At 57.9% G+C, this 21121-nt stretch carries 15 protein-coding genes; 6 read left to right on the top strand and 9 right to left on the bottom strand.

All coding sequences use genetic code 11. The features are described from left to right. Nucleotide 1: 1 nt before the first annotated feature. Nucleotides 2–2944 (bottom strand): diguanylate cyclase, encoded by a 2943-nt coding sequence (locus ACOBR2_RS03030; RefSeq protein ID WP_420238596.1) that lies wholly within the window; start codon nucleotides 2942–2944, stop codon nucleotides 2–4. 363 nt (nucleotides 2945–3307) lie between these two features. Next, a complete protein-coding gene (locus ACOBR2_RS03025; protein ID WP_420238595.1) occupies nucleotides 3308–4078 on the bottom strand; it encodes a TIGR00266 family protein in 771 nt (256 codons plus the stop codon). 280 nt (nucleotides 4079–4358) lie between these two features. On the opposite strand from ACOBR2_RS03025, the gene ACOBR2_RS03020 reads away from it, so the two are divergent. Beyond that, complete coding sequence (locus ACOBR2_RS03020) at nucleotides 4359–8720, top strand: PAS domain S-box protein (protein ID WP_420238594.1); 4362 nt, start codon at nucleotides 4359–4361, stop codon at nucleotides 8718–8720. 95 nt (nucleotides 8721–8815) lie between these two features. Here the strand turns inward: ACOBR2_RS03020 and ACOBR2_RS03015 are convergent, their stop codons facing one another. Then, on the bottom strand, nucleotides 8816–9088 hold the full coding sequence (locus tag ACOBR2_RS03015) for a metal/formaldehyde-sensitive transcriptional repressor (protein WP_420238593.1): 273 nt from the start codon (nucleotides 9086–9088) through the stop codon (nucleotides 8816–8818). A gap of 119 nt (nucleotides 9089–9207) precedes the next feature. Between ACOBR2_RS03015 and ACOBR2_RS03010 the strand changes: the two genes are divergently transcribed. Continuing rightward, entirely contained in the window at nucleotides 9208–10650 is a 1443-nt protein-coding gene (locus ACOBR2_RS03010) for a carbohydrate porin (protein ID WP_420238592.1), read from the top strand. A 23-nt stretch (nucleotides 10651–10673) separates the two neighbouring features. On the opposite strand, the gene gyrB is transcribed toward ACOBR2_RS03010, so the two are convergent. Then, complete coding sequence (gyrB, locus tag ACOBR2_RS03005) at nucleotides 10674–13268, bottom strand: DNA topoisomerase (ATP-hydrolyzing) subunit B (RefSeq protein WP_420238591.1); 2595 nt, start codon at nucleotides 13266–13268, stop codon at nucleotides 10674–10676. A gap of 348 nt (nucleotides 13269–13616) precedes the next feature. On the opposite strand from gyrB, the gene ACOBR2_RS03000 reads away from it, so the two are divergent. From ACOBR2_RS03000 to ACOBR2_RS02990, 3 genes are all read left to right on the top strand, one after another. Continuing rightward, nucleotides 13617–13778: a hypothetical protein gene (locus tag ACOBR2_RS03000; protein WP_420238590.1), complete on the top strand. Its 162-nt coding sequence runs from the start codon at nucleotides 13617–13619 to the stop codon at nucleotides 13776–13778. 89 nt (nucleotides 13779–13867) lie between these two features. Beyond that, nucleotides 13868–14731 (top strand): hypothetical protein, encoded by an 864-nt coding sequence (locus ACOBR2_RS02995; protein ID WP_420238589.1) that lies wholly within the window; start codon nucleotides 13868–13870, stop codon nucleotides 14729–14731. A 225-nt stretch (nucleotides 14732–14956) separates the two neighbouring features. Beyond that, nucleotides 14957–17098: a polysaccharide lyase family protein gene (locus ACOBR2_RS02990; protein WP_420238588.1), complete on the top strand. Its 2142-nt coding sequence runs from the start codon at nucleotides 14957–14959 to the stop codon at nucleotides 17096–17098. Between the two features lie 260 nt (nucleotides 17099–17358). On the opposite strand, the gene ACOBR2_RS02985 is transcribed toward ACOBR2_RS02990, so the two are convergent. Then, on the bottom strand, nucleotides 17359–18159 hold the full coding sequence (locus ACOBR2_RS02985; protein ID WP_420238587.1) for an ATP-binding cassette domain-containing protein: 801 nt from the start codon (nucleotides 18157–18159) through the stop codon (nucleotides 17359–17361). Between the two features lie 173 nt (nucleotides 18160–18332). Between ACOBR2_RS02985 and ACOBR2_RS02980 the strand changes: the two genes are divergently transcribed. Beyond that, nucleotides 18333–18698, top strand: coding sequence for a DUF6869 domain-containing protein (locus ACOBR2_RS02980; RefSeq protein ID WP_420238586.1), 366 nt, complete (start codon nucleotides 18333–18335; stop codon nucleotides 18696–18698). Here ACOBR2_RS02980 and ACOBR2_RS02975 read toward each other — a convergent pair. The 4 genes from ACOBR2_RS02975 to ribH all read right to left on the bottom strand — a co-directional run bounded on the left by ACOBR2_RS02975 (nucleotide 18695) and on the right by ribH (nucleotide 20943). Next, entirely contained in the window at nucleotides 18695–19084 is a 390-nt protein-coding gene (locus ACOBR2_RS02975) for a hypothetical protein (protein WP_420238585.1), read from the bottom strand. The two genes, ACOBR2_RS02980 and ACOBR2_RS02975, sit on opposite strands and share 4 nt — an antisense overlap. Continuing rightward, nucleotides 19078–19449 carry a hypothetical protein gene (locus tag ACOBR2_RS02970; protein ID WP_420238584.1) on the bottom strand — a complete coding sequence of 124 codons (372 nt, stop codon included), beginning with the start codon at nucleotides 19447–19449 and terminating at the stop codon, nucleotides 19078–19080. Before ACOBR2_RS02970 ends, ACOBR2_RS02975 begins: the two co-directional genes overlap by 7 nt. Before the next feature lie 208 nt (nucleotides 19450–19657). Next, the gene (gene nusB, locus ACOBR2_RS02965; protein WP_420238583.1) at nucleotides 19658–20077 is read right to left on the bottom strand and encodes a transcription antitermination factor NusB; all 420 of its coding nucleotides are present in this window, start codon (nucleotides 20075–20077) and stop codon (nucleotides 19658–19660) included. Continuing rightward, nucleotides 20074–20943, bottom strand: a complete 870-nt coding sequence (gene ribH, locus ACOBR2_RS02960; RefSeq protein WP_420238582.1) for a 6,7-dimethyl-8-ribityllumazine synthase — start codon at nucleotides 20941–20943, stop codon at nucleotides 20074–20076. Before ribH ends, nusB begins: the two co-directional genes overlap by 4 nt. Between the last annotated feature and the right edge of the window lie 178 nt (nucleotides 20944–21121).

Below are 21121 nucleotides of genomic sequence, written 5' to 3'. Positions count from 1 at the left end.
ACTAAATTACAGGGTCATCGTTTAATTCGGAGGGATCTTTAAGTTCCCCGATGAAGCGAACGCGATTGCGACCAGCGGCTTTGGCCAGATAGAGAGCGGCGTCGGCGCGCTGCAGCAACGAGGCCGCGTGGTCATGCGGCTTGAAGAGTGTATAGCCAAAACTGGCCGTAACCTGCACGATGTTTCCGGCAGAAAGAACGGGCTGCGCGGCGATGACTGTACGCAACGCATCCAGCCGATTGAGCGCCGTGCTCTCGTCCAGTTCGGGCAGCACCAGAACGAACTCTTCGCCGCCGTAACGGCCAATGGCGTCATAGGGGCGCAGTGCGGAGCGCAGACGAAAGCTGACTTCAACCAACACGGCATCGCCAACAGCATGACCGTAGGTATCATTGACGCGCTTGAAGTAATCAAGATCGAGAATGACAACCACCAGACTGGAATTCTTACGCTCACAACGATCCATTTCGCGCACCAGTAATTCGAGTAGCGCGCCACGGTTCAGCAGGCCGGTAAGTGGATCATGCGAGGCCTTGTATTCCAGTTCCTTACGGGCCGCTTCCAGCGCGCGGTTCTTTTCCATGAGTTCAGCCGTGCGGATGGCCACCAGTTCCTTCAGACGGCGCTGCATGATGCGCATTTTGTGGGTGCGCATGTACCAGGCCGTATACAGCATCGCCAGACCAGCCAGCGCATACAGCGTCAAAGCAATGGAACTCCGCCACCAGGCCGGCAGAACGACCACGGTCATTTCCACCATGGGCGAGACCTCAGTTCCATCCTGCTGCATCAGCTGAAACTGCAGTTGCAGCTTGCGGGGCGTGCCCTGAGAGATGCGCAGCGTGCTTTCGCCAAGCGGAGTCCAGTTTTCCATGCTGCCCGGAGAGCGATACATGAGTTGTACGCCCGGCATCTCTTCGTGCTCACTGGCACCCACTTTGACTTCGAGCATGCCCGTACCAGCTGGCACGGTAACAAGCGGAGTGATGGGCAGATCCTTGCCGTTCAGACGCACCGACAAAATGCGGATGGTGCCCGGCTCGATGCGCAGTGCGGTAGCGGGATGAAACAGGTGTGATAGGCCGCCACTGGTGCCGATCCAGATGGAACCATCGCGGTCTTCCAGCAGCGATCCCTCGTTGGGGTCGTTGACGATGAGACCGTTGTTGGAGTTCAGAAAACCCCATGCGCCATCGTGGTAGACGTCCATGCCGGCATCGCCACCACACCAGATCCAGCCGCGACGATCCATCATCATGCTGTAGAACTGACGGGAATGCACAACCGGACGCACAAAGGAATCAATGCCCAGCAGTTGCTCCCCCTGCAGAAGGGCACGGTTCACACCCTCACCCATAGAGCCAAACCAGAGATTTCCCTGCTTGTCCACGATGAGTGGAAAACCGTTCATCTTCATGCTGGCGGGAATCACCAGATGCAGGCCACCAGGCGCCGGGTCCATGTGATAAATGCCTTTGCGGGCTGAGATCCAGAGGTCGTTGTGCAGACCGGCGGCAAGCTGCCCTATGCGCTGATCGCCCAGCTCATCGACGCGGTGCAGAGAGCGATCGCGGGCGTGCAGGTCAACATGGAACAAACCTTTGAGCGTGGAAACCCACACGGTATTGTTCAGCACCAGAATATTGGCCGCCATATCCGGAAGAGCATAATTCTGCGTTTTTCCGGTGCCCTCCTCGTAGCGGTAAAACGCATTTTCGCAGGCGTACCAGACCGCTCCATCTTCCGTGCGCTGCACGGCGTAAATCGCACAGCGTCGGGGAATGCCCGGCATAGGCCGCCACTCCTGTTGGCCCTGCGGCTTCAGGGCAAGACCGGCACTGGTGGCGGCAATCAGGGAACCATTGGCTCCGGAGGCAATCTGCCAGACGCTGTTGCTGGGCAGGCCTTCATGCAGGGTAAAACTCTCCCATCGCCCGTAGCCCTTCCAGCGCAGAAGGCCTCCGCCCTGTGTGCCGATCCAGATGCTTTCGTTGTGGTCAACAAACAGCGAGGACAGATCGTTTTCCGGCATGCCGTGCGCAGAGTTGAAGATTGTCCAGCCGCGCGCATCGTGCAACAGCAGCGTGTCTCCGACGGTGGCCAGCAGGTGGCCTTCAGGGTCTTCGGCCAGCGGACAGAAGCGGGTCTGCAAGGAAGGCAGCGCGATCTCGGAGGCCACATCCTTCCAGCGCCCGCCGGGCTCGAGGCGCAGCAGATGCGACTGGCTGCGGACCCAGACCTCGCCATTGCGCAACTGACGAATGGAGATGTACTCATCCGCAGGAACGCCTTCCGCCACGCCCCAGGTCTGCATTTTTCCATCGCTCCAGCGGCAGAGAGCCTGATCGCAGCCGAGCCACAACCCCTCGGCCGTGCTCCGCGCGGAGTGAATACTCTGCAAATGCGGAAAACCAGAATGCAGGGTGGCATAATCGCTGGCCACCCAGTCCTCACCGTCGGCGGATTGCTGCCGGGTAACGCTGACAAGTTTCCCTGAAACTAGAACGATCAGCTCGCCATTCTGGCCTTCGTGCAGTTGGGTGGACCCCCCAAAACCAAGGTGCAGAGGAATGCCTCTGACCTTATGAAACTCCTTGCCGTTGCTATAGAACAACCCCTGCCGGTACCCGGCCCAGATGGTTCCGTTGGAGCTGACAAACAAGGGGGCAACATCGCCTTCAGGCACGCCGGACTCAGCGCCGACAAAGTGAAAACGCAGGCCGTCGTAGCGGAAAAGCCCACCATTGGTAGCCACCCAAAGCATGCCTTGGGAGTCTTTGGCGGCATTAACGATGGCAAGATTGTCGAGGCCCTGGTCTTCTGAGAAATGCTGCAGCGTGATGTACTGCGCATGAACGGCGGGAACAACGACGAGGCAGAGGAAAAACAGGAGAGACAGAGAAAACGTGTACGGACACAACCGTCCTCTCTCACGCCGGAGCATGAGCCAAGCATACGATTTAGAAAATAGAACGTGGATCGGCGCCCCTCCGTTTTCCTGATCGGCTCCTCGCCCCGAACATTCAATAAAATGACTCAGTCTGGACGATTTTTTACTTAGAAAAAAAACACTTTTCAATTCTTATACATATCTGTCTGAACTCTTCTACCCTTATGACAAAACCTGAAACAGGATTCCCAAAGGCACACGCTTGCAGCAGCGCTTTCCTCTGCACCGTTGCATTCAATTTTCAGAAAAGGGGATTTCTGCGGCTTTCCGGCCACCAGGATTGGCAATAACTTCCGGGGGAGAAGCAGCCTGAGGTCGGCGGCTCACTCCCCACAAAGCTACAAACGAAAGACAGTCTTACTCGTCTCCATTCAGAATGGAGCCCACGATGCCACCCAGCAGGCCGCCGCCGAGGGCTGCGCCGCCACTTGGGCGCGACTCTCCGTGGGGCAGATATTCGCTGATCTTGTGGGCCAGACGGCTGATGGGCAGCGTCTGCAGCCAGACCGAGCCGGGGCCGACCAGTTCGGCCAGAAAGATGCCGTCGCCACCAAAGATCACGTTCTTGATGCCGGGCACCATGGTGATCTGAAAGCTGACCGAAGTGTGGAATGCGCCCACGTGGCCGGGATGCACACGCAGCACCTCACCCGGCTGCAGATCGCGCCGGACCAGTTCGCCGCTCAGCTCCAACCAGGCGGTGCCGTGGCCGCCCACCCGCTGCAGCAGAAAGCCATCGCCGCCAAAGATGCCCGCCCCCAGCGACTGCTGAAAGCCCACGCTAAGCGCAACCTGCGGCGTGGCGCACAAAAAGCCATGACGATGCACCAGATAGTCGTTGCCACCGTCCAGTTCGACTGGCACAATATGGCCTGGAACCTTGGTGGCAAAGGCTACCACGCCGGACGTCTGCCAGGCGCGGTACTCAGTCATGAAGAGGCTACCGCCCCCGGCCATGCGCTTGAGCGCGCCAAAGATGCCCCCGCCCCCGCCCATCTGGGTATGGGTGGCCATCTGGATCGAGCCCGTCATCCAGGACAGCTCGCCACTCTCGCTGAAGACGCTTTCGTTGGGTTCAAGTTCAACTTCGAGCACGGGCATTGTGGTGCCCAGAATCCGGGTCTGCATGGCAGTCAGGTTCCTCCTGTTTGGGTCAGTGTAGCGGACGCATCCCATCGTACGGAAAGGGTTTTTCCTGGGTTCCCCGGCCTGGCCGCGGGTGGCAGGAAAGCCCGGTTTGCAATAAAGATAGCTGAGATTTGACCGATGAACGACTCAGCAGTTCCGGGCTCGGATACTCCATGGTGAGTCCAACTGGAAATACGGGCCCAGTATCCATCGATTCCCTTCCAGCATTTCCGATCCATTCCAGGTATGAATTACGTTACGGGGGCTAGATTCGTTCCACATGCGTTTTCAGGCTGAAGCCAATTTCGAGGCATTGATCGAAAGCACCAACGAACTGATCTGGTCGGTCGACCAGGAGTTCCGGCTGCTTGCCTTCAACAGTGCCTTCAAACGCTATATTTTTCTTACCTACCACCTTGAGCCTGAGCCCGGCATGGCGTTACTGGACCTGATCACTCCGGAACAGGCCGCACCGTGGCGCCAAGATTACGAACGCGCCCTGCAAGAAGGTCCCTTTCAAACCGAACAGACGCTGATCACCGGCGCAACGGTTGAACTCTCCTTTCATCCCATTCAGGTGGAGGGCACGGCCTGTGGCGTTTCTGTCTTTTCACGCGATGTGACCTGCCGGAAAGTCGACGAAGAGATGCACCGCCATCTGGCGGCTGTGGTGGAAAGCTCCGCGGACGCCTACCTTTCTTTGACCCGCAACGGCGTCATCTTCAGCTGGAATCAGGCCGCAGAAAATATCTTTGGCTACAAAAGCGAAGAGGCGATCAACAAGCCGGTGCGCATGGTGGTGTCTGAGGAGGATTGGGGCCTGCTTGCCAAACAAATAGAAAGCGTGACCAGCAGCGAGCCCATCCAGCATCAGCTTTACACCGTGGTGCGGAACGACGGGCAGCGCAAACAACTGATCGTCAATGCCTGGCCGGTGCGCAACCCGGCCGGCGAGGTTACAGCCATCTCGGTAGTAGCCCGCGACATGTACGACCGCCTGGAAGCGGAACAAGCCAAAGCGTTGCTGGCCTCCATCGTGGAGAACTCCGTGGACGCTGTCTTTACCACCGATGCGCAGGGTTATATCACGCGTTGGAATCGCGGCACGGAGCGGCTGCTGGGCTATACGCCTGCAGAGATCATCGGCCGGCGTGTTCTGGAGCTGATCAGCGATCACCAGCGGCCAATGGTCAGCAAGAAACTGGAGAGCCGCCAAAAAGGCGAAGTTTATCCCGACTATGACACCGTCATGTGCCACAAAAGTGGCGAAGAGATTGATGTTTCCGTCTCTGTCTCCAGCATTTGCGATTCGGCTGGAGCCGTGACGGGATTTCTAAGCTTTGTGCGCGACGCACGTGAGCGCAAACGTCTGGAACGAACGCTGATCGAAGCCGAACGCAAGTATCGCGCCCTGTTCGACAGTGCGCTCGAAGGCATTTATCAAATCTCCATGGAAGGTAAGTTCCTGACTGCCAACCTGTCGTGTGCGCGGCTGCTCGGCTACGACTCAGTGGAGGAATTGAAGACCTCTATCGGCGAAGTTGGCACAGAACTCTGGGTGGAGCAGACGGACCGGACACGTTATCTGGAGGCGGTTCACTCTTCCACCGATCCGGTGATGGGCTTCGCCTGCCGCTTCCACCGTCGCGACGGCTCCGTCATCTGGGTCTCGCTCAACAGTCGCCTGGTGCGTGACGCGCAGAATGAGCCGCGCTATCACGAGGGATTCTTTGAAGACATTACTGTCCACGTGCAGTCCATGCAGGCGCTCACAGCCAGTGAAAACCGTTTCCGCAATCTTTTCGAAGACTCCAAGATCGCGCAGTTGCTCGTTGATCCGCTCACGGAAGAAATTCTGAACGCCAACCATGCGGCGGCGGAGTTCTACGGATACCCGATTGAAAAACTGGTGGGCAACAACATTGCCCTGCTGAATCATATGCCGCAGGAAAAGATTCGCCAGGAACGCCAGAATGCCGTGCTGCAGAATAGGACTTTCTTCAACTTCAAACACTGGCTGGCCTCGGGCGAAGTTCGCGATGTGCAGGTCTACAGTTCGCCAATCGACTATGGCGACAAGATTGTTCTGCTGACCAACATCTTCGACGTCACCGAAAAGGTTCGCGCCGAACAGGTGCTGCGCGAAACCGCCGATTCACTGGCCCAGGCGCAGAAGATCGGTGGTCTGGGCAGCTACACCGTCGATCTTCTCTCCGGCCAATGCACAACCTCAACGGTGCTTGATGAGATCTTCGGTCTTCTGCCAGAAGATCCGCGGACCCTTGAATGCTGGTTCGCCATGATGCATCCCGAGGATCACGAAGCCATGCAAGCGTATTTTGCCGTGGAGATCATGGAGAAACACACTCCGCTCAATCGCGAATACCGCATCGTTCGCCCAAGCGACGGCGTGGAGCGCTGGGTGCATGCTCTGGGCCATCTGGACTACGACGAAGCTGACCAGCCCGTGCAACTGCGCGGCGTCATCAAAGACATTACCGAGGTCAAGCAGGCGGAATTGCGTCTGCGGGCCAGCGAACAGCGCTACCGCACCACCTTCCAGATGAACATTGATACCGTGCTCGTCAGCCGCATCCGCGACGGCGTTTTTCTGGATGCAAGCAGGGCTATCAAGGACGTGATGGGTTACACCCGCGCTGAGGTGGTGGGCAAGACCAGCATGGAACTCGGCTTCTGGGCCGAGGAAAGCGATTATCAGAATGTGCGCCGCGAACTGCTGGAGCACGGCGTATGCCACAACTACCAGGCCCAGTTTGTCAAAAAGGACGGCGGGCTGCTCTGGGGTCTGATGTCGGTTTCCATTGTTGAAATCGATGGCGAACCCTGCGCTCTGTCCATCACCCGCGACATCACCCAGGCCAAGCTGGCCGAGCAGCGGCTGGCCGAGGCGCAAAAGGCGCTGCGCATCAGCGAAGAGCGCTACCGCACGGTCTTCCAGGCAACGCTGGACTGCATCTCGATCCATCGCCTCAAAGACAACATCCTGATCGACGTCAACTCCGCCTTCCTGGATATGTTCGGCTACGAAAGCCAGGAAGTTCTGGGCAATACCAGCCTCAATCTGGATCTGTGGGCCGAACCCAGCGCGCGCGAAAAGATGTATCAGGTAATGCGCGAACAGGGCTCGTTCCGCGATGCCCGTACCCGCTTCCGCAAGAAAAACGGCGAACTCATCTGGGTGATGATCAGCTCTTCGCTGATCGAAATCGAGGGCACGGCCTGCGTTCTGAACATCATCCGCGACGTCAGCGACGCCAAGGCCGCAGAAGACAAGATCTGGAATCTGGCCTTCTACGATCCCTTGACCCGGCTGCCCAACCGCCGCCTGCTCATGGATCGCCTGCGCCAATCGCTGGCCAGCGCTACGCGTTCCCATGACATGCGCGCCCTGCTGTTCATTGATCTGGACAACTTCAAGAATCTGAACGACACGCTTGGCCACCAGAATGGCGACACGCTGCTGTGCGAGGTGGCACGTCGGCTTTCCAACTGCGTGCGTGAATCGGATACCGTGGCCCGTCTGGGCGGCGATGAGTTTGTAGTGCTGCTCAACGGCCTGGGCGCACAATACGAAAAAGCCGCCGCGCTGGCGGAAAACATTGTGCAAAAGATTCTGGACGCGATTGAAAAGTCCTACTGGCTCGACAAACGCGAGTACTTCTCCTCGTCGAGCATCGGCATCACGGTCTTCAGCGGAAAAAACGAAAGCGTAGACGAGATTCTGCAACAGGCCGACATCGCCATGTATCAAGCCAAAGCCGCTGGCCGCAACACCATGCGTTTTTTTGCGCCCGCCCTGCAGGCTGCCGTGCAAACCCGCGCCGCCATGGAAGACGAGATCCGCTCGGCCCTGCGCAACAACCATTTCCTGCTTTACTATCAACCCCAGCTTGACCGCAACCACCTGACGGGCGTGGAGGCTCTGCTGCGCTGGCAGCATCCCTACCGCGGTCTTCTGCAACCGGGCCAGTTCATCTCACTCGCTGAAGAAAGTGGACTGATTGTGCCGTTGGGCGATTGGGTTCTGGAAGCTGCCTGCCAGCAGATTCATCTTTGGAACAATGCCGACCCGCCGTTTCCGATCCCACTTTCGGTGAACATCAGCGCCCGTCAGTTCCGCCAACCCGGCTTTGTGGAACATGTGCTCGACGTGTTGCGCCGCAACGACGCCAACCCCGCCTGCCTTGATCTGGAACTGACCGAAAGCATGCTGCTCGACAACATCGATGACGCCATCGCCAAGATGAACGAGCTTAAGCAGCACGGCGTACACTTCTCGCTGGACGACTTCGGAACAGGCTACAGCTCGCTCTCCTACCTGAAGCGCCTGCCCTTCGATCAGCTCAAGATCGACCGCTCGTTTGTGCGCGATCTGCTGGACGACATCGGCAGCCAGGCCATTGCCCGCTCCATCATCTCACTGGGCCGCGCGCTGGGGCTCAACGTCATTGCCGAGGGCGTGGAAAGTTGCGAGCAGCGCGACCTGCTGATCGACCTCGGATGCAGCTCCTTCCAGGGCTACTTCTTCAGCCATCCACTTCCCCTGGCCGACTTTGAAGACCGCTGGCGTTCTGCATCCGGAGCGGAGCAATCCTTTGCGCGCATCACCCGCTTCTGCTGATTCAACAGACGTTCATCGTTGCACATCCACTGTGGCGCTATGCTGAAGTCAGCGGTAGCGCTCACTTTTGGACACAAACCTGACTGGCGTCAGCGCTACTTTAGATACGCATGCACCAGATCAATCAGATCCTCGGCCAGATCAGGCGCAATCTGCTCCTTGGCGCCATCCGCCAGATGAAAGCGGATGTGCGTTTCCAGAACCTCGGCCATCAGACCATTCACGCCGCCCCGCACCGCAGCCAGCAGCATCAGTTGCCCGCCGCATTCCTCGTTGGCCTCCAGCGAGCGCTCGACCGCATCCAGTTGGCCGCGCACCCGGCGCAGACGCTGCAGAAGTTTCACTTTTTCCCGTTCGTGGGTGGACATGGTAACAATCTCCCTGTTGCCATTATACCCTCCCGGGGTATACCTTATACCCATGGGGGGGTATAGCTCCCCGATCTAACCCCCGAGACACTTCCATGCGCTTTTGTCGACTCATTCCGATGCTCTCCGCCCTTGGCTGCCTGCTGCTGGCCGCGCCCGCCTTTGCCCTGCAGCCGCCCGTCGCCGCTCCTGCTTCTCAGACGGCGCAGACCGCTCAGCTGGACGCACCCCAGCCACAGAGCGACGACAAAGACACGCCAACGACCATGTTGCCGCACTTTCGCAGCGACCGTTACTGGCTCAGCGGTCAGGCCAACATCATCTATCAGGGACAGTTGTCCTTCCACTCGCCTTATGATGGTCCCAACAGCTTTCAGGGGCCGGCAGAGTATAAGACCTCGCTGGTGGGCACGCTCTACTCCGGCATGCGCCTGGACCAGAGCGTGCGCTATAACACCGACCTGTTGCTTGATTTTGAGTCCGCAGGAGGCCGTGGTCTGAGTCAGGCTCTGGGTCTGGCCGGCTTCACCAATCTGGATGTGGTGCGTAACCCCACCCTCAGCTCCAAACCCTATCTGGCGCGGTATCAGGTTCACCAGACCATTGGCCTCACGAGCGAAACCACCACACAGCAGCGAAACTTTTTTTCCTTGGCCAGTTCGGTTCCGGTGCGCCGCATTGAATTGCGCGGCGGCAAAATGACTCTGCCCGATTTTTTCGACGTAAATGAAGTGGGCTCCGACAGCCACCTCCAGTTCATGAACTGGAGTGTCGACAATAATGGCGCATGGGACTACGCTGCCGACACGCGCGGCTACACCGTGGGCGGCATGGCCGAATACGATGACCGCCAATGGAGCCTGCGCTACGGCATCTTCGGCATGCCCACCACAGCCAACGGTATGGACATCGACTGGGCCTTCAGTCGAGCCCACGGGCAGAATGGCGAGTTCGAACTGCGCCGCGGCATTGTTCCCAAGCAAAAGGGCACGGAACGCGTACTGTTCTACGCCAACCGCGCCCACATGGGCGATTATCGCGAGGCTGTGCTGGCGTTTTTGAGCGGAGCCGACACGGCCAACTACGGCGTGACGCGCCCGAGCATTACCCTGCACGAGCGCGACGGCGCGCTCAAGTATGGCTTTGGACTGAATACCGAGCAGGAACTGACCACAAACCTGCACATGGCAGCGCGCTTTGGCTGGAACGAAGGCCAGCATGAGTCGTATGCCTACACCGAGATCGATCAGACGGTGGAGGTGGCCGCCGACTATGCGACCACCCGCTGGCATCGTCCCCAGGACAAGATCGGCCTGGCCGTGGTTTCCAACGCCATCAAGCGCGACCACCAGAACTACCTGAAGAATGGCGGTCTGGGTTTTCTGCTAGGCGATGGCAACCTGAACTACGGCCGCGAAAACATTGTGGAAGGCTATTACACGCGTCATGCCTGGCGCGGACTGTTCTACTCGGTAGATGTGCAGAACATTCACAACCCCGGCTATAACCATGATCGCGGCCCGGCCTGGGTGGGCAGCTTCCGCGCCCACGTGGAGTTCTAGAGCAACTTCTGACCGATTACAGCCTAGATGTCCAGGTTCTTCACATCCAGCGCATTGTCTTCGATGAACCGGCGACGCTTTTCCACGTCTTCGCCCATCAGAGTGGTAAAGATCTCGTCGGTCTCCACCATATCTTCGAGCTTGACGCTCAGCAAGGTGCGGCGCTCAGGATCCATGGTGGTTTCCCAGAGCTGGGTGCTGGTCATTTCGCCCAGTCCTTTATAGCGCTGCACGTCGTAGCCCTTCTTGCCCTGCTCGACGATGTAGTTGAACAGATCGCGCGCAGTCTTCTGCGTGACAGCTTCCTGCGGTGCGCGGCTGTTGGTACGGCGCGTCTGCTTCTGCTCGGCCTGCGCGAACAGATCGGCTGCCGTTTCGCCTTCCTCAGCCTCTTCCGGTTCGCTGGCGGCAACCGCGGCTGCAGTCTTGGCGGCGTAGTCGATGATGAAAGGCGGCTCAAGATACTGCTTGATGAGCGAGAACTTGGCCATCATCTGGCGGAACTCGGGGCTGGTAGCCAAAGCGCGATCGATGCTGCGGGTTGCGCCCTGCGAATCCACAAAGCTGACCGACCAGAGCTTCAGCTCTTCGTCGAAGGCAGGATCGTTGACCTTGAACTCGCAAGCGTCTGCCATGGAGAGGAGCTTGTCGTGCACAGCCTTGATCTTCTCCGGCACAACGCCCTCTGCGGACGATTCAAAGTCGGCGCGATGTGTCAGCTCTGTCAGGGCCAGGAACTCAACCAGCGACTCGTTACGCATGTGCTTGTCAACCTTCTCGACAAAGCCCAGGTAATCATTGAGCGTGCCCATGAAGCGAGTCAGGTCCGTGCCCTCGATGGGCGTCTGCTCAGCGCCATGGCGCACGAGCATGCCTTCACTGGCGCGGCTGACCATCACCTTGACGAACTCCAGCTCGTTCTTGATGTACTCTTCGCGACGGCCCTTCTTGATCTTGAAGAGCGGCGGCTGGGCAATGTAGATGTTACCGCGGCGGATCAGCTCCGTCATGTGCCGGAAGAAGAAGGTCAGCAACAGGGTGCGAATGTGCGAACCGTCAACGTCGGCATCGGTCATGAGGATGATCTTGCCGTAGCGAATCTTGGTCGGGTCAAAATCTTCCTTGCCAATGCCACAGCCAAAAGCGGTGATCATGGCGCGGATTTCTTCGTGGCCCAGCATCTTGTCGTAACGGGCCTTCTCAACGTTGAGAATTTTGCCCTTCAGCGGCAGAATGGCCTGGAACTTACGGTCACGGCCCTGCTTGGCGGTGCCGCCTGCGCTCTCACCCTCGACGAGGTAGATTTCGCAGCGGTCGGGGTTGCGCTCGGAGCAGTCGGCCAGCTTGCCGGGCAAACCACCGGAATCCAGCGCGCCCTTGCGGCGCGTCAGATCGCGGGCCTTGCGGGCTGCTTCACGAGCACGCGAAGCATCGATGGCCTTGTTGATGATGCGCTTGGCAACCGGAGGATTCTGCTCCAGGAATGCGCCCAGGCGCTCGTTCACAAATGCCTGTACGTTACCAGCAATATCGCTATTCAGCTTGCCCTTGGTCTGGCCTTCAAACTGCGGCTGGGGCAGCTTGACGCTGACCACGGCCACCAGCCCTTCACGCACATCGTCGCCAGAGAGGTTCTCTTTCAGATCCTTGAAAAGACCCAACTGCTGGCCAATGGCGTTGATGGTGCGAGTGAGCGAGGTGCGGAAGCCGGACAGATGCGTGCCGCCGTCCACCGTGTTGATGTTGTTGGCAAAGCTGAAGACCGTCTCGGAGTAGCTATCGTTGTACTGCAGCGCAATTTCGATCTTGACGCCGTCGCGCATAGCTTCCATCACGATGGGTTTTTCGTGCAGCACGCTCTTGCCTCGGTTCAGATGCTTCACAAACTCGGCAATGCCACCGGCGTACCGGAACTCGGCGTGGCGCGGCTCGCCCGTCTTGGGGTCGGCGGTGCGCTCGTCGGTGAGTGTGATGGCAAGGCCCTTGTTCAGGAAGGCCATCTCACGAAGGCGCTGGGCCAGCGTGTCGTAGTTGTACTCGACGACGGTAAAGATGGTTTTATCGGGCAGGAAGTGCACCTTCGTGCCGCGCTTCTTGGTGGTGCCGGTCTGGCGCAACGTACTCACTGGGTCGCCACAGCTGAAGTCCATCTCCCAGGTAAAGCCGTCGCGACAGATCTCAACGTTGAACTCCTGCGATAGCGCATTGACGCAGCTTACGCCCACGCCGTGCAGACCGCCGGAAACCTTGTAGGTAGAAGCGTCGAACTTGCCGCCGGCATGCAGAATCGTCAGCACAACCTGAACCGCGGGCATCTGCTCGCCATTGGCAAGCGTCTTCATGTCGACGGGAATGCCACGGCCATCGTCGATGACGGTGATCGAGTTGTCGACGTGAACAATCACGTCAATACGAGTGGCATAGCCAGCCAAGGCCTCATCGACCGAGTTGTCCACCACCTCGTAGACCAGGTGATGCAGGCCCATCTCGCCGGTCGAGCCAATGTACATGGCCGGACGCAGACGAACCGCCTCAAGACCTTCGAGGACCTTGATGTTGTCACTCGTATAGCTATCGTTGTCGCCGTGGGGAGTCGTGCTCAGAGGTTCAGTCGCCATAGGATTCCATTCGCTGTTGTGTGCCGGGGCCCCCGTCGTACGAGGCATTACCGGGGATCGTCACCGGTCGAGTCAGACGAGGAGTAAGTGCTTCAAAAACGAGGGTCTTGGAAGACTTTTTGCTGGCTTTATTTTATCATGCGCCGACGAAGGAGGATGGAGGGATTACACGGGGCAAGGATGATTACCTTTAAGTTACCAAGGAGAAGAGCGTGACAACAGTAATTCAAACCTTACCAAGTAATGTAACACTAAAAAAATACTTGACTTAAGAAAAAACTAATCTTATATTCCAGTTCAGCGAAGTTCCCGATTTTTCGCAAATCTTTTGGAAAAGGGTTACTACTTATGAAACTCACTGTCCGCATCTTCGCCTTCTGCATTGTGATCGTAGGTTTTGCCGCCGCTTCCATGTCCTCCGCCACACCTAAACACATCAGCCATCAGATCGCCAATGGCGCAATTCCCATTGCCCGTTGCGTTCCCACCTGTCTCGCATCGGCAGAGTAAATCCAGCGGTACATCTTTATCGCTTTTCTGTTGTTCCATCAAAGGTTTGGAGCTATGCTGAGAGCACCCTTGGGAGGGTATGCCCTTTTATGTCTTCAAACCTTGCCATGATGATGCTCTGTGGGGTGGAGTTTCTCCTGGCCGCCGCACTTGCCCTTCAGGTATGGAAACGGAATTTATATCGCGAGTTCAAGGCGCTCTCCATTTACTTGGCCTTGCGCGTTCTGAGCTTGCCCGTCATCTTGGTCCTACTAGAGGGCAGCATGAGGACTCATGCCACCTCCTGGTGCTGCGGATATTTCTTTTCCTCGTGGGGAATTTATCTTGTCTGCGCGACTATGTTGTTTTTTGTCTGCCTGGAAATCTTCCGCTGGGCGCTGCTTCCATTCGTTGGCTTGATGAAGTACGGCACAACTTTGTTTCGTTGGTTTGCGATTGTCTCCGTCATTTTAGCAATCTCCAGCATATCCATTCACAACTGGGCTTCCCTTCCGAATATCACCTCCGGACTGATGCGTTCCATCAGCATTCTGGAGTTATGTTTGCTTGCATTTCTATGCATATGTATGAACACGCTACAAATTTCAACACGAGACTTTGCCTTTGGCTCCTCCCTATGTCTGGCTTTTTTAGCGGCAAATGACTTGGTGCAGTCAACGCTTCCCCTTAGAGATATGTCGCTAACAGCCGCAAGTGAGTTTATCTACGAAATCGCCACTCTGGTTGGCTGGGGGATGTGGAACTACTATGCGACGCTGCCGCAGACTGTCCGCAAACCGGTGGTTCTGTCGGCGGCCTCTCCCATCTACCGCTGGAACGAGATTGCCATGGCTTTGGGGCATGCCAACACCAAAGTAGCTATGCAGCAGCCTTCCAGCGGCTTCTTTCTTTCGGACGTCGAGCAAGTAGTAGAAAAAGTGCTGGCTCGCAACCTGAAGAAGAACGGTGCGTAGCGTCAGGGGACGAAGAATAAGCTTGCCTGCAATTGATCTACACGAAACAGGAGCCTCGGCTCCTGTTTCGTGTTTGGGCACTGATTTATGATTCCTGCATTGTCTTTTCGGGGATAGAGCTGCAGGGTACGACTCTGGCCGACCGCAAAGTGGATCGAGCTGGATTCGGCCATCTTCCGACGCATGCTCTGCCCAAAGCTTCGAGTTCTCAGGAAAGGTTGCGTCATGCGAAGCATCAGAAATCTTATTCTTGGCTGCGGAGTTTTCTTTCTTGTCGTTCTTTTGGGCGACTCCCCAGCCAGTTCCGCAGAGGAACAGCCCCATGTTGCCAAGGTCACAACCAACGCACCCGTCAAGGTCTCTGACAACGGAGACGCCTGGACGCTGGACAATGGCATCGTCCGGCTGACCGTGCACAAATCCAATGGCAATCCACAATCGATCCTCTACAACGGGGTTGAGATTCTTACGCATGGACAATCCTGGGAGCAGTTGCCCTCCGGCACGATCGCGGTAGGCATCGCCATCAACCCCAAGGACAACGGCGGCGAACGCGCGGATATTGCGGTACGTGGCGTGAATCCCGGCAAAGGGGATGGGCACAGCGCCTTCAACATCGAAACCCACTACACGATGGAGCGCGGCGTCAGCGGATTCTATACCTATACAGAGTTCTCGCATCCTGCCAGCTATCCGACTTCCGACGTAGGGGAAGGGCGATTCACCCTCGAAGCCATGAGTCCGGTCTTTGACTGGCTCTCGGTGGACGAGGATCGCAACCTGTTCATGGTGCCACGCGATGATCTTGAACGGGGCGTTGTGATCCACGCCAAAGAGCAGAGGATTCTAACTTCGGGCCTCTACAAAAATTCCGTGGAACACAAATATAACTACAACGCTCTGATGTACAAACTGCAGGCATGGGGTTGGTCCAGCACCAAGGACCACATCGGCGTCTACTTCATGAATCCCTCCACTGAGTACATTGGCGGCGGCGCTGAGAAGCTGGACCTGATCGACCACATGGGCGGAACAGTGCTGGATTACTGGACCAGCGGCCACTACGCCGGAGGCGACAACGTCTACATTCCTCAGGGAGAAGACTGGAAGCATGTGGTTGGGCCGCTCTTTATCTATTTCAATAAGCTGGACAAGGCAAAAGAACCCAGCAAAAACGCGCTGAAAGACTTTACCGCAAGTTATGGAAGTGGCCAGCCGGACGTTCCCGTGGCATGGCATGACAATGCGACTACCTTGTGGGAAGATGCCGTTGAAAAATCCAAAGAGATGAAGGCCGCATGGCCCTTTGACTGGGTGCGCGGCGTTGACTACCCGCATAAAGATGGTCGCGCTACAGTCTCCGGGCAGTTCATTCTGGACGATGCGCAGGCCGAGAGCAAAAAGCTTCCCCACCTGACCGTCGGACTGGCTCACCCGGACTATCCTGGAAGCGGCAATCCCTTTCAGTTGCGTGCTGGCAATGGAACAACCATCACCTGGCCGCACGATGGCAATTACTACCAGTTCTGGGCCGACGGCAAAGAAGATGGCAGCTTCACCATCCCCAATGTTCGCCCCGGAAGTTATACGCTGCACGCCTTCGCGGATGGAGTTTTGGGCGAGTACGCGCAGGCCAACATCACGGTTGTTGCAGGCAGAACGATCAACCTTGGAAAACTTGATTGGAAACCCGTTCGCTATGGCAAACAAGTATGGGAGATCGGCTATCCGGATCGCGCGGGCGACAAGTTTTACAAGGGCGACGGCGCCAACTATTGGCTGTGGGGATGGCCTCTGCGCTATGGCGATCTCTTCCCCAATGATGTGACTTATACCATTGGCAAAAGCGATTACCATCGCGACTGGTTCTTCGAAGAGGTTCCGCACTCAACCACGGAAGCCTGGAAAAATCCTGCCGCCAAAGATCCGCTGAACCAGCGCTTCGGTTGGGTTCATCTGCCCGATGGCGACAAGGACATGTGGAAGGAATGGGGCCATGGCCGCGCCACCACATGGACCGTAAAATTCACGCTACCAGCGCAGAGCAAAGGCACGGCCGTATTGCGCGTTGCCCTGGCTGGCGCAGATGGCGGCGGCGGTCTGCAGATTGGCGTGAATGGGCAGCAGGTGGGCACGTTATACCCGGTGGCAACGAACGCGATTCGCTACAACACCAACCAGGGCGTCTGGAATCAGTATGCGCAAACATTCGCGGCGGACCTGCTCAAGACAGGCGAAAACTCCGTGACGTTTACCGTGCCTGAGGGCGATGTGACGACGGGCGTGGTGTGGGATTATGTGCGCCTGGAGTTGAACGACGGCAGTGCAGCGTACCCAACAGCACCGAAGAGTGGGCGGCTGAATTGATTCACCGGCCCCTAGCTTCCAACCTCTAGCACCTAGGTCTATGACCGTTTGAATTTGTGCCCACGCTGGGTGCCCCAGGTCCCGCTTTTGGGAGCTGGGAAAGCACGAACCAAGGAACAACTTTACGCGGTCAAGGTCCTGGAACCTAGAGCATCTCTCCTGAAGGTATAGAGCGAGTCGATGCAGCTTCGTTGACGCGACCCTCAGGGAGCGGCAATCTGGCAGGACTTTTGCCACTTCACAGCATCAGGAGAGATGCTCTAGAAGCTCGTCCCCATCTCTGGCGTAGCGGCCAGCAGGCGCTGTGTGTAAGCTTCGCAAGGGTGGGCGCAGAGGGCTTCGGCCTCGCCGGTTTCCACCATGCGGCCATGCTCCATGACGGCAATGCGCGTGCTCAGGTAACGCACCAACGGCATAGAGTGCGAGATGAACAAATAGGTGAGTCCCAGCGTGCGCTGCAGGTCACGCAGCAGATTGACGACCTGCGCGCCCACGCTAACGTCAAGCGCCGAAACAGGTTCGTCGAGGATCAGCAGACGAGGCCGCAGAGCCAGCGCGCGGGCGATGTTGATGCGCTGCCGCTGGCCGCCGCTAAATTCATGCGGGTAACGATCAAGCGCTGAGCCATCCAGCCCGACCTCCTTGAGCAGCTCCGCTGATTTTTCCCGCAGGCTTGCGCGGCTGAGCGATAGTCCCAGATCCTGGCCGTGAATGGCGAAGGGCTCGCTCACCAGTTCCAGCACGCTCATCCGGGAGTTCAACGCGCCATAGGGGTCCTGAAAGACGGGCTGCATGGTGCGGCGCAGCTTTTTCATGGCGGCGGGCGTGGCGTGGGCCAGGTCTATGCCGTCCACGCGCACCGCGCCAGCGCTGGGTTTGACCAGCCCCAGAATCATGCGGGCGACGGTGGTTTTTCCCGAGCCGGATTCGCCCACCAGTCCCAGCGTTTCCCCCTCGGCAATTGTGAGCGAGACGCGATCCACCACGGCCTGCTCCGCCGTGCGCAAGCCCACACGCCGCGGATACGTTTTTGATACCGATTCCACCTCAACCAACGCCATACTTTGAGGATAACGGACGCAAGCCGTTGTGCGGATTGAAGCAAAAAGTGTTCCATCGGGGATGCGACCATGAGCTGCGGCAAAAAAGCGCGACCCTCTTGCGCAACAGAGCAAAAGTGACGATGACCATCCTGAGGAAATCGTGCTATTGTTTTGTGCACGAGGAAAACGTCATGAACGATGGCGATTTAAAACGTGCTGCAGTGGCTTGGCTTGCCTACAATAAACCCAAAACTACATTCGAACAGCGAGAGGCCCTCGCAAAGCTAACAGACACGGAAGCCGATCTGGCCTGGAGCAATCCGGAAACCCACTGGCTGCTGATTCAGTTGATGTGTTCGAGCGTCAAGCCCGCATCCTTGCAGTCCCTGCTGGCGACTGACCTGCTGGAAGATCTGCTGGAAAAGCATGGCACGGAGTTCATTGACCGCGTGGAAGTTACAGCGTCCTCTGATCCCCGCTTTGCCAAAGTGCTCTGCAAAACCTGGAAGAGCACCATGCCGGACGAGGTTTGGCAGAGAGTGCAGCGAGCTTTTTAGAGCACTCCCGTAAATCGCAGCCACAACAGCCCGCCAGCCAAAGCTCCCAGCGGCGGAATGACCACCTGTGCCAGCAGAAACCAGACCGGCTGTTTGCCGCGCTCCTGCAGCACGCTAATAGCTGCCAGCACCAAAAAGACAATGCCCAGAATCATCACATGCTGCGCCGGGCTGGCGGATCCGATCCAGGCCGTGACGCATCCACCGGCAGCGGTGGAAAGAAACGTAGTAGCCAGATTCACAAAGGCGTAGCCCGGAGCAATGCTTACGCCGCTTTTGCTCCAGTCAGGCACAGGCCTGCTCAACAGGGCGTTCAGCAGCCCCAGCAGCACGGCCGTCACCAGAAATCCTGAAATCAGCGCCAGAAATGCGTGCAGAATTACCATGAATGCTCCTCCTGCGTGGGTGTGCCGACCTTGCCGCCCGCAATGCGCTCCAGGAAGGAACGCGCCAGCCTGCGCTCACCGGGATTGTATTCGCCGTGCATCGAGCACAGGTCAAGGAACTCCTCGGCCAAGGCGCAGCGTTCTTCATTTTGCGCATAGACGCCCTGCAGCGCCATGGCCAACTCACGCAGGCGGGCTGCTTCTGGCCAGCCCTCATCGCCAGCCTCAAGCTGAACCGATGCTCCAAACAGGCCCTGACGGCCACGCACACACTCTTCCAGGCATGCTACAAGCTGGTCGCTGAAGGCCTGTGCCAGCACGTCCAGCGAGCTTGATGCGGGTTGGGGTTCGTCCCACGTACTCATGGCGCTGCTCCCGGGTCCATTCCTGCCAAGAAAAGGACAGATCAGATTCAAAAAAGCTTCTGCCCATGCTGACAAACATGGGCAGAGTCTGCAATTCAGTTGTACGCCTGCCCGCCTGCCGCTACAACAGCGATGCGGCAGGCCTGGGGCAGGCACTTTCAAGTCATGCTCCAGTTTGTGGAGTTTTAGAGCAGCGCCGGGGCAGCGACTACTTTTCGATCAGGCTGCGGGCGATGGAGTCCAGCATGCCGTTCAGAAAGTTGATCGACTCGGGCGCGGCATAGCGGCGGGCAATCTCCAGCGCCTCATTGATGACGATAGGGAAAGGCGTGGAGCGGTAGGCCAGCATTTCGCCCACGGCCATGCGCAACAGGTTGCGGTCCACGGCGGGCATGCGCTCCAGCTTCCAGTGGCGGCTGTTGGCGGCGATCAGCTCGTCGATCTTCTCCTGCCGGTCAATGGCCACGCGGAAGAGATCTTCGGCGAAGCCACGCACATCGGCTTCCACGGGATCGGCGGCGCGCCAGAAGGTAGCACGCACGTCTTCCGGGCTCTGGTGGGCCATGTCTGCCTGAAAGAGCATCTGCATGGCCAGTTCACGGGATTTGCGACGATTTCCAGCGCTCAAGCGAGATCCCCCTGCTTCAACTTACGGCTCAGGCTGACCATTTCAATGGCGGCAGCGCCGGCTTCAAAGCCCTTGTTTCCGGCCTTGATGCCGGCACGGTTGAGAGCCTGCTCCAGGGTCTCGCAGGTGAGCACGCCAAAACTGTGTGGAATACCGGTTTCCTGCTGCGACTGGCCAATGCCCCGCGAGACCTCGTTGTAGATGGCCTCATAGTGAGCGGTTTCGCCGCGCAAAAGGCAGCCAAGCGTGATGATGGCGTCCACCTGTCCCAGATTGGCGATGGTGCGAGCGGCAGCGGGAACTTCCCATGCGCCGGGGACGCGGACGACCTGAATATTTTCACGCTTTGCGCCGGAGCGCAGCAGTACGTCGAGCGCGCCATCCAGAAGCCGGTCTGTGATCACGGCGTTCCAGCGGGCCACAACGATGGCAAACTTCATGCCTTCGGCAGAAAGGTCGCCTTCGACGGCCACAGGCTTACCCTTGATCGGATCCAGCCACGACCAGAACGAGAAGGAGAAGCCTTTGATCGGCTCAACGGTAAAAATCTGCGACTTCCAGTCGGTTTCAGCAATGACGGTAAGGCGTGCAGCAGCCTGATCGCCGCCCTCGGCGCGCAACCATGCGGCGGCAGCCTGATGGACGGCGTCGAGCGCGGTCACTTCAACCAGCACATCGGCGGTGGGGGGAAATTGCCCGTCGACAAACTCAAGATTGCCGAGGGGAGCAAGAAAGGCAGCGCCACGGCTGGTTTCCTGCTGCCATCCCTTGCCACTCTCAAAACCCAGCGCGGCAAAGAAGCTTGCCAGGCGCTCATAGCTCTGAGGGCTGTCGGCGGGACGTAAAAACGAAATGCCCTTAATCATGCTTTGATTTTATCGTGCCGGGCTCGGAAGCTCCGAGAGAAGACAGCACCAAGGGAACAGGAATTTCCGGATGGGGGCCAGGATTCCAGATTCAGACGCCACTCCTGACCGGGAAAGCGCTTCTGGAGCAAAGAAAAGAGGCCGACACAAGGTCGGCCTCCGGTGAATTTGAAGCGGT

Origin of the sequence: Telmatobacter bradus, assembly GCF_048629425.1 — a bacterium.
Classification (GTDB): domain Bacteria; phylum Acidobacteriota; class Terriglobia; order Terriglobales; family Acidobacteriaceae; genus Telmatobacter; species Telmatobacter bradus.
The sequence above is the reverse complement of the archived record's forward strand: the minus strand, read 5'-3'. Positions and strand labels throughout refer to the sequence as shown.

Excerpts from the sequence above, each read along its gene's own strand:
- ACOBR2_RS03030 (WP_420238596.1), bottom strand. The coding sequence starts at position 2,944 with ATGCTCCGGCGTGAGAGAGGACGGTTGTGTCCGTACACGTTTTCTCTG.
- ACOBR2_RS03025 (WP_420238595.1), bottom strand. The coding sequence starts at position 4,078 with ATGCAGACCCGGATTCTGGGCACCACAATGCCCGTGCTCGAAGTTGAA.
- ACOBR2_RS03020 (WP_420238594.1), top strand. The coding sequence starts at position 4,359 with ATGCGTTTTCAGGCTGAAGCCAATTTCGAGGCATTGATCGAAAGCACC.
- ACOBR2_RS03015 (WP_420238593.1), bottom strand. The coding sequence starts at position 9,088 with ATGTCCACCCACGAACGGGAAAAAGTGAAACTTCTGCAGCGTCTGCGC.
- ACOBR2_RS03010 (WP_420238592.1), top strand. The coding sequence starts at position 9,208 with ATGCTCTCCGCCCTTGGCTGCCTGCTGCTGGCCGCGCCCGCCTTTGCC.
- gyrB (WP_420238591.1), bottom strand. The coding sequence starts at position 13,268 with ATGGCGACTGAACCTCTGAGCACGACTCCCCACGGCGACAACGATAGC.
- ACOBR2_RS03000 (WP_420238590.1), top strand. The coding sequence starts at position 13,617 with ATGAAACTCACTGTCCGCATCTTCGCCTTCTGCATTGTGATCGTAGGT.
- ACOBR2_RS02995 (WP_420238589.1), top strand. The coding sequence starts at position 13,868 with ATGTCTTCAAACCTTGCCATGATGATGCTCTGTGGGGTGGAGTTTCTC.
- ACOBR2_RS02990 (WP_420238588.1), top strand. The coding sequence starts at position 14,957 with ATGCGAAGCATCAGAAATCTTATTCTTGGCTGCGGAGTTTTCTTTCTT.
- ACOBR2_RS02985 (WP_420238587.1), bottom strand. The coding sequence starts at position 18,159 with ATGGCGTTGGTTGAGGTGGAATCGGTATCAAAAACGTATCCGCGGCGT.
- ACOBR2_RS02980 (WP_420238586.1), top strand. The coding sequence starts at position 18,333 with ATGAACGATGGCGATTTAAAACGTGCTGCAGTGGCTTGGCTTGCCTAC.
- ACOBR2_RS02975 (WP_420238585.1), bottom strand. The coding sequence starts at position 19,084 with ATGGTAATTCTGCACGCATTTCTGGCGCTGATTTCAGGATTTCTGGTG.
- ACOBR2_RS02970 (WP_420238584.1), bottom strand. The coding sequence starts at position 19,449 with ATGAGTACGTGGGACGAACCCCAACCCGCATCAAGCTCGCTGGACGTG.
- ribH (WP_420238582.1), bottom strand. The coding sequence starts at position 20,943 with ATGATTAAGGGCATTTCGTTTTTACGTCCCGCCGACAGCCCTCAGAGC.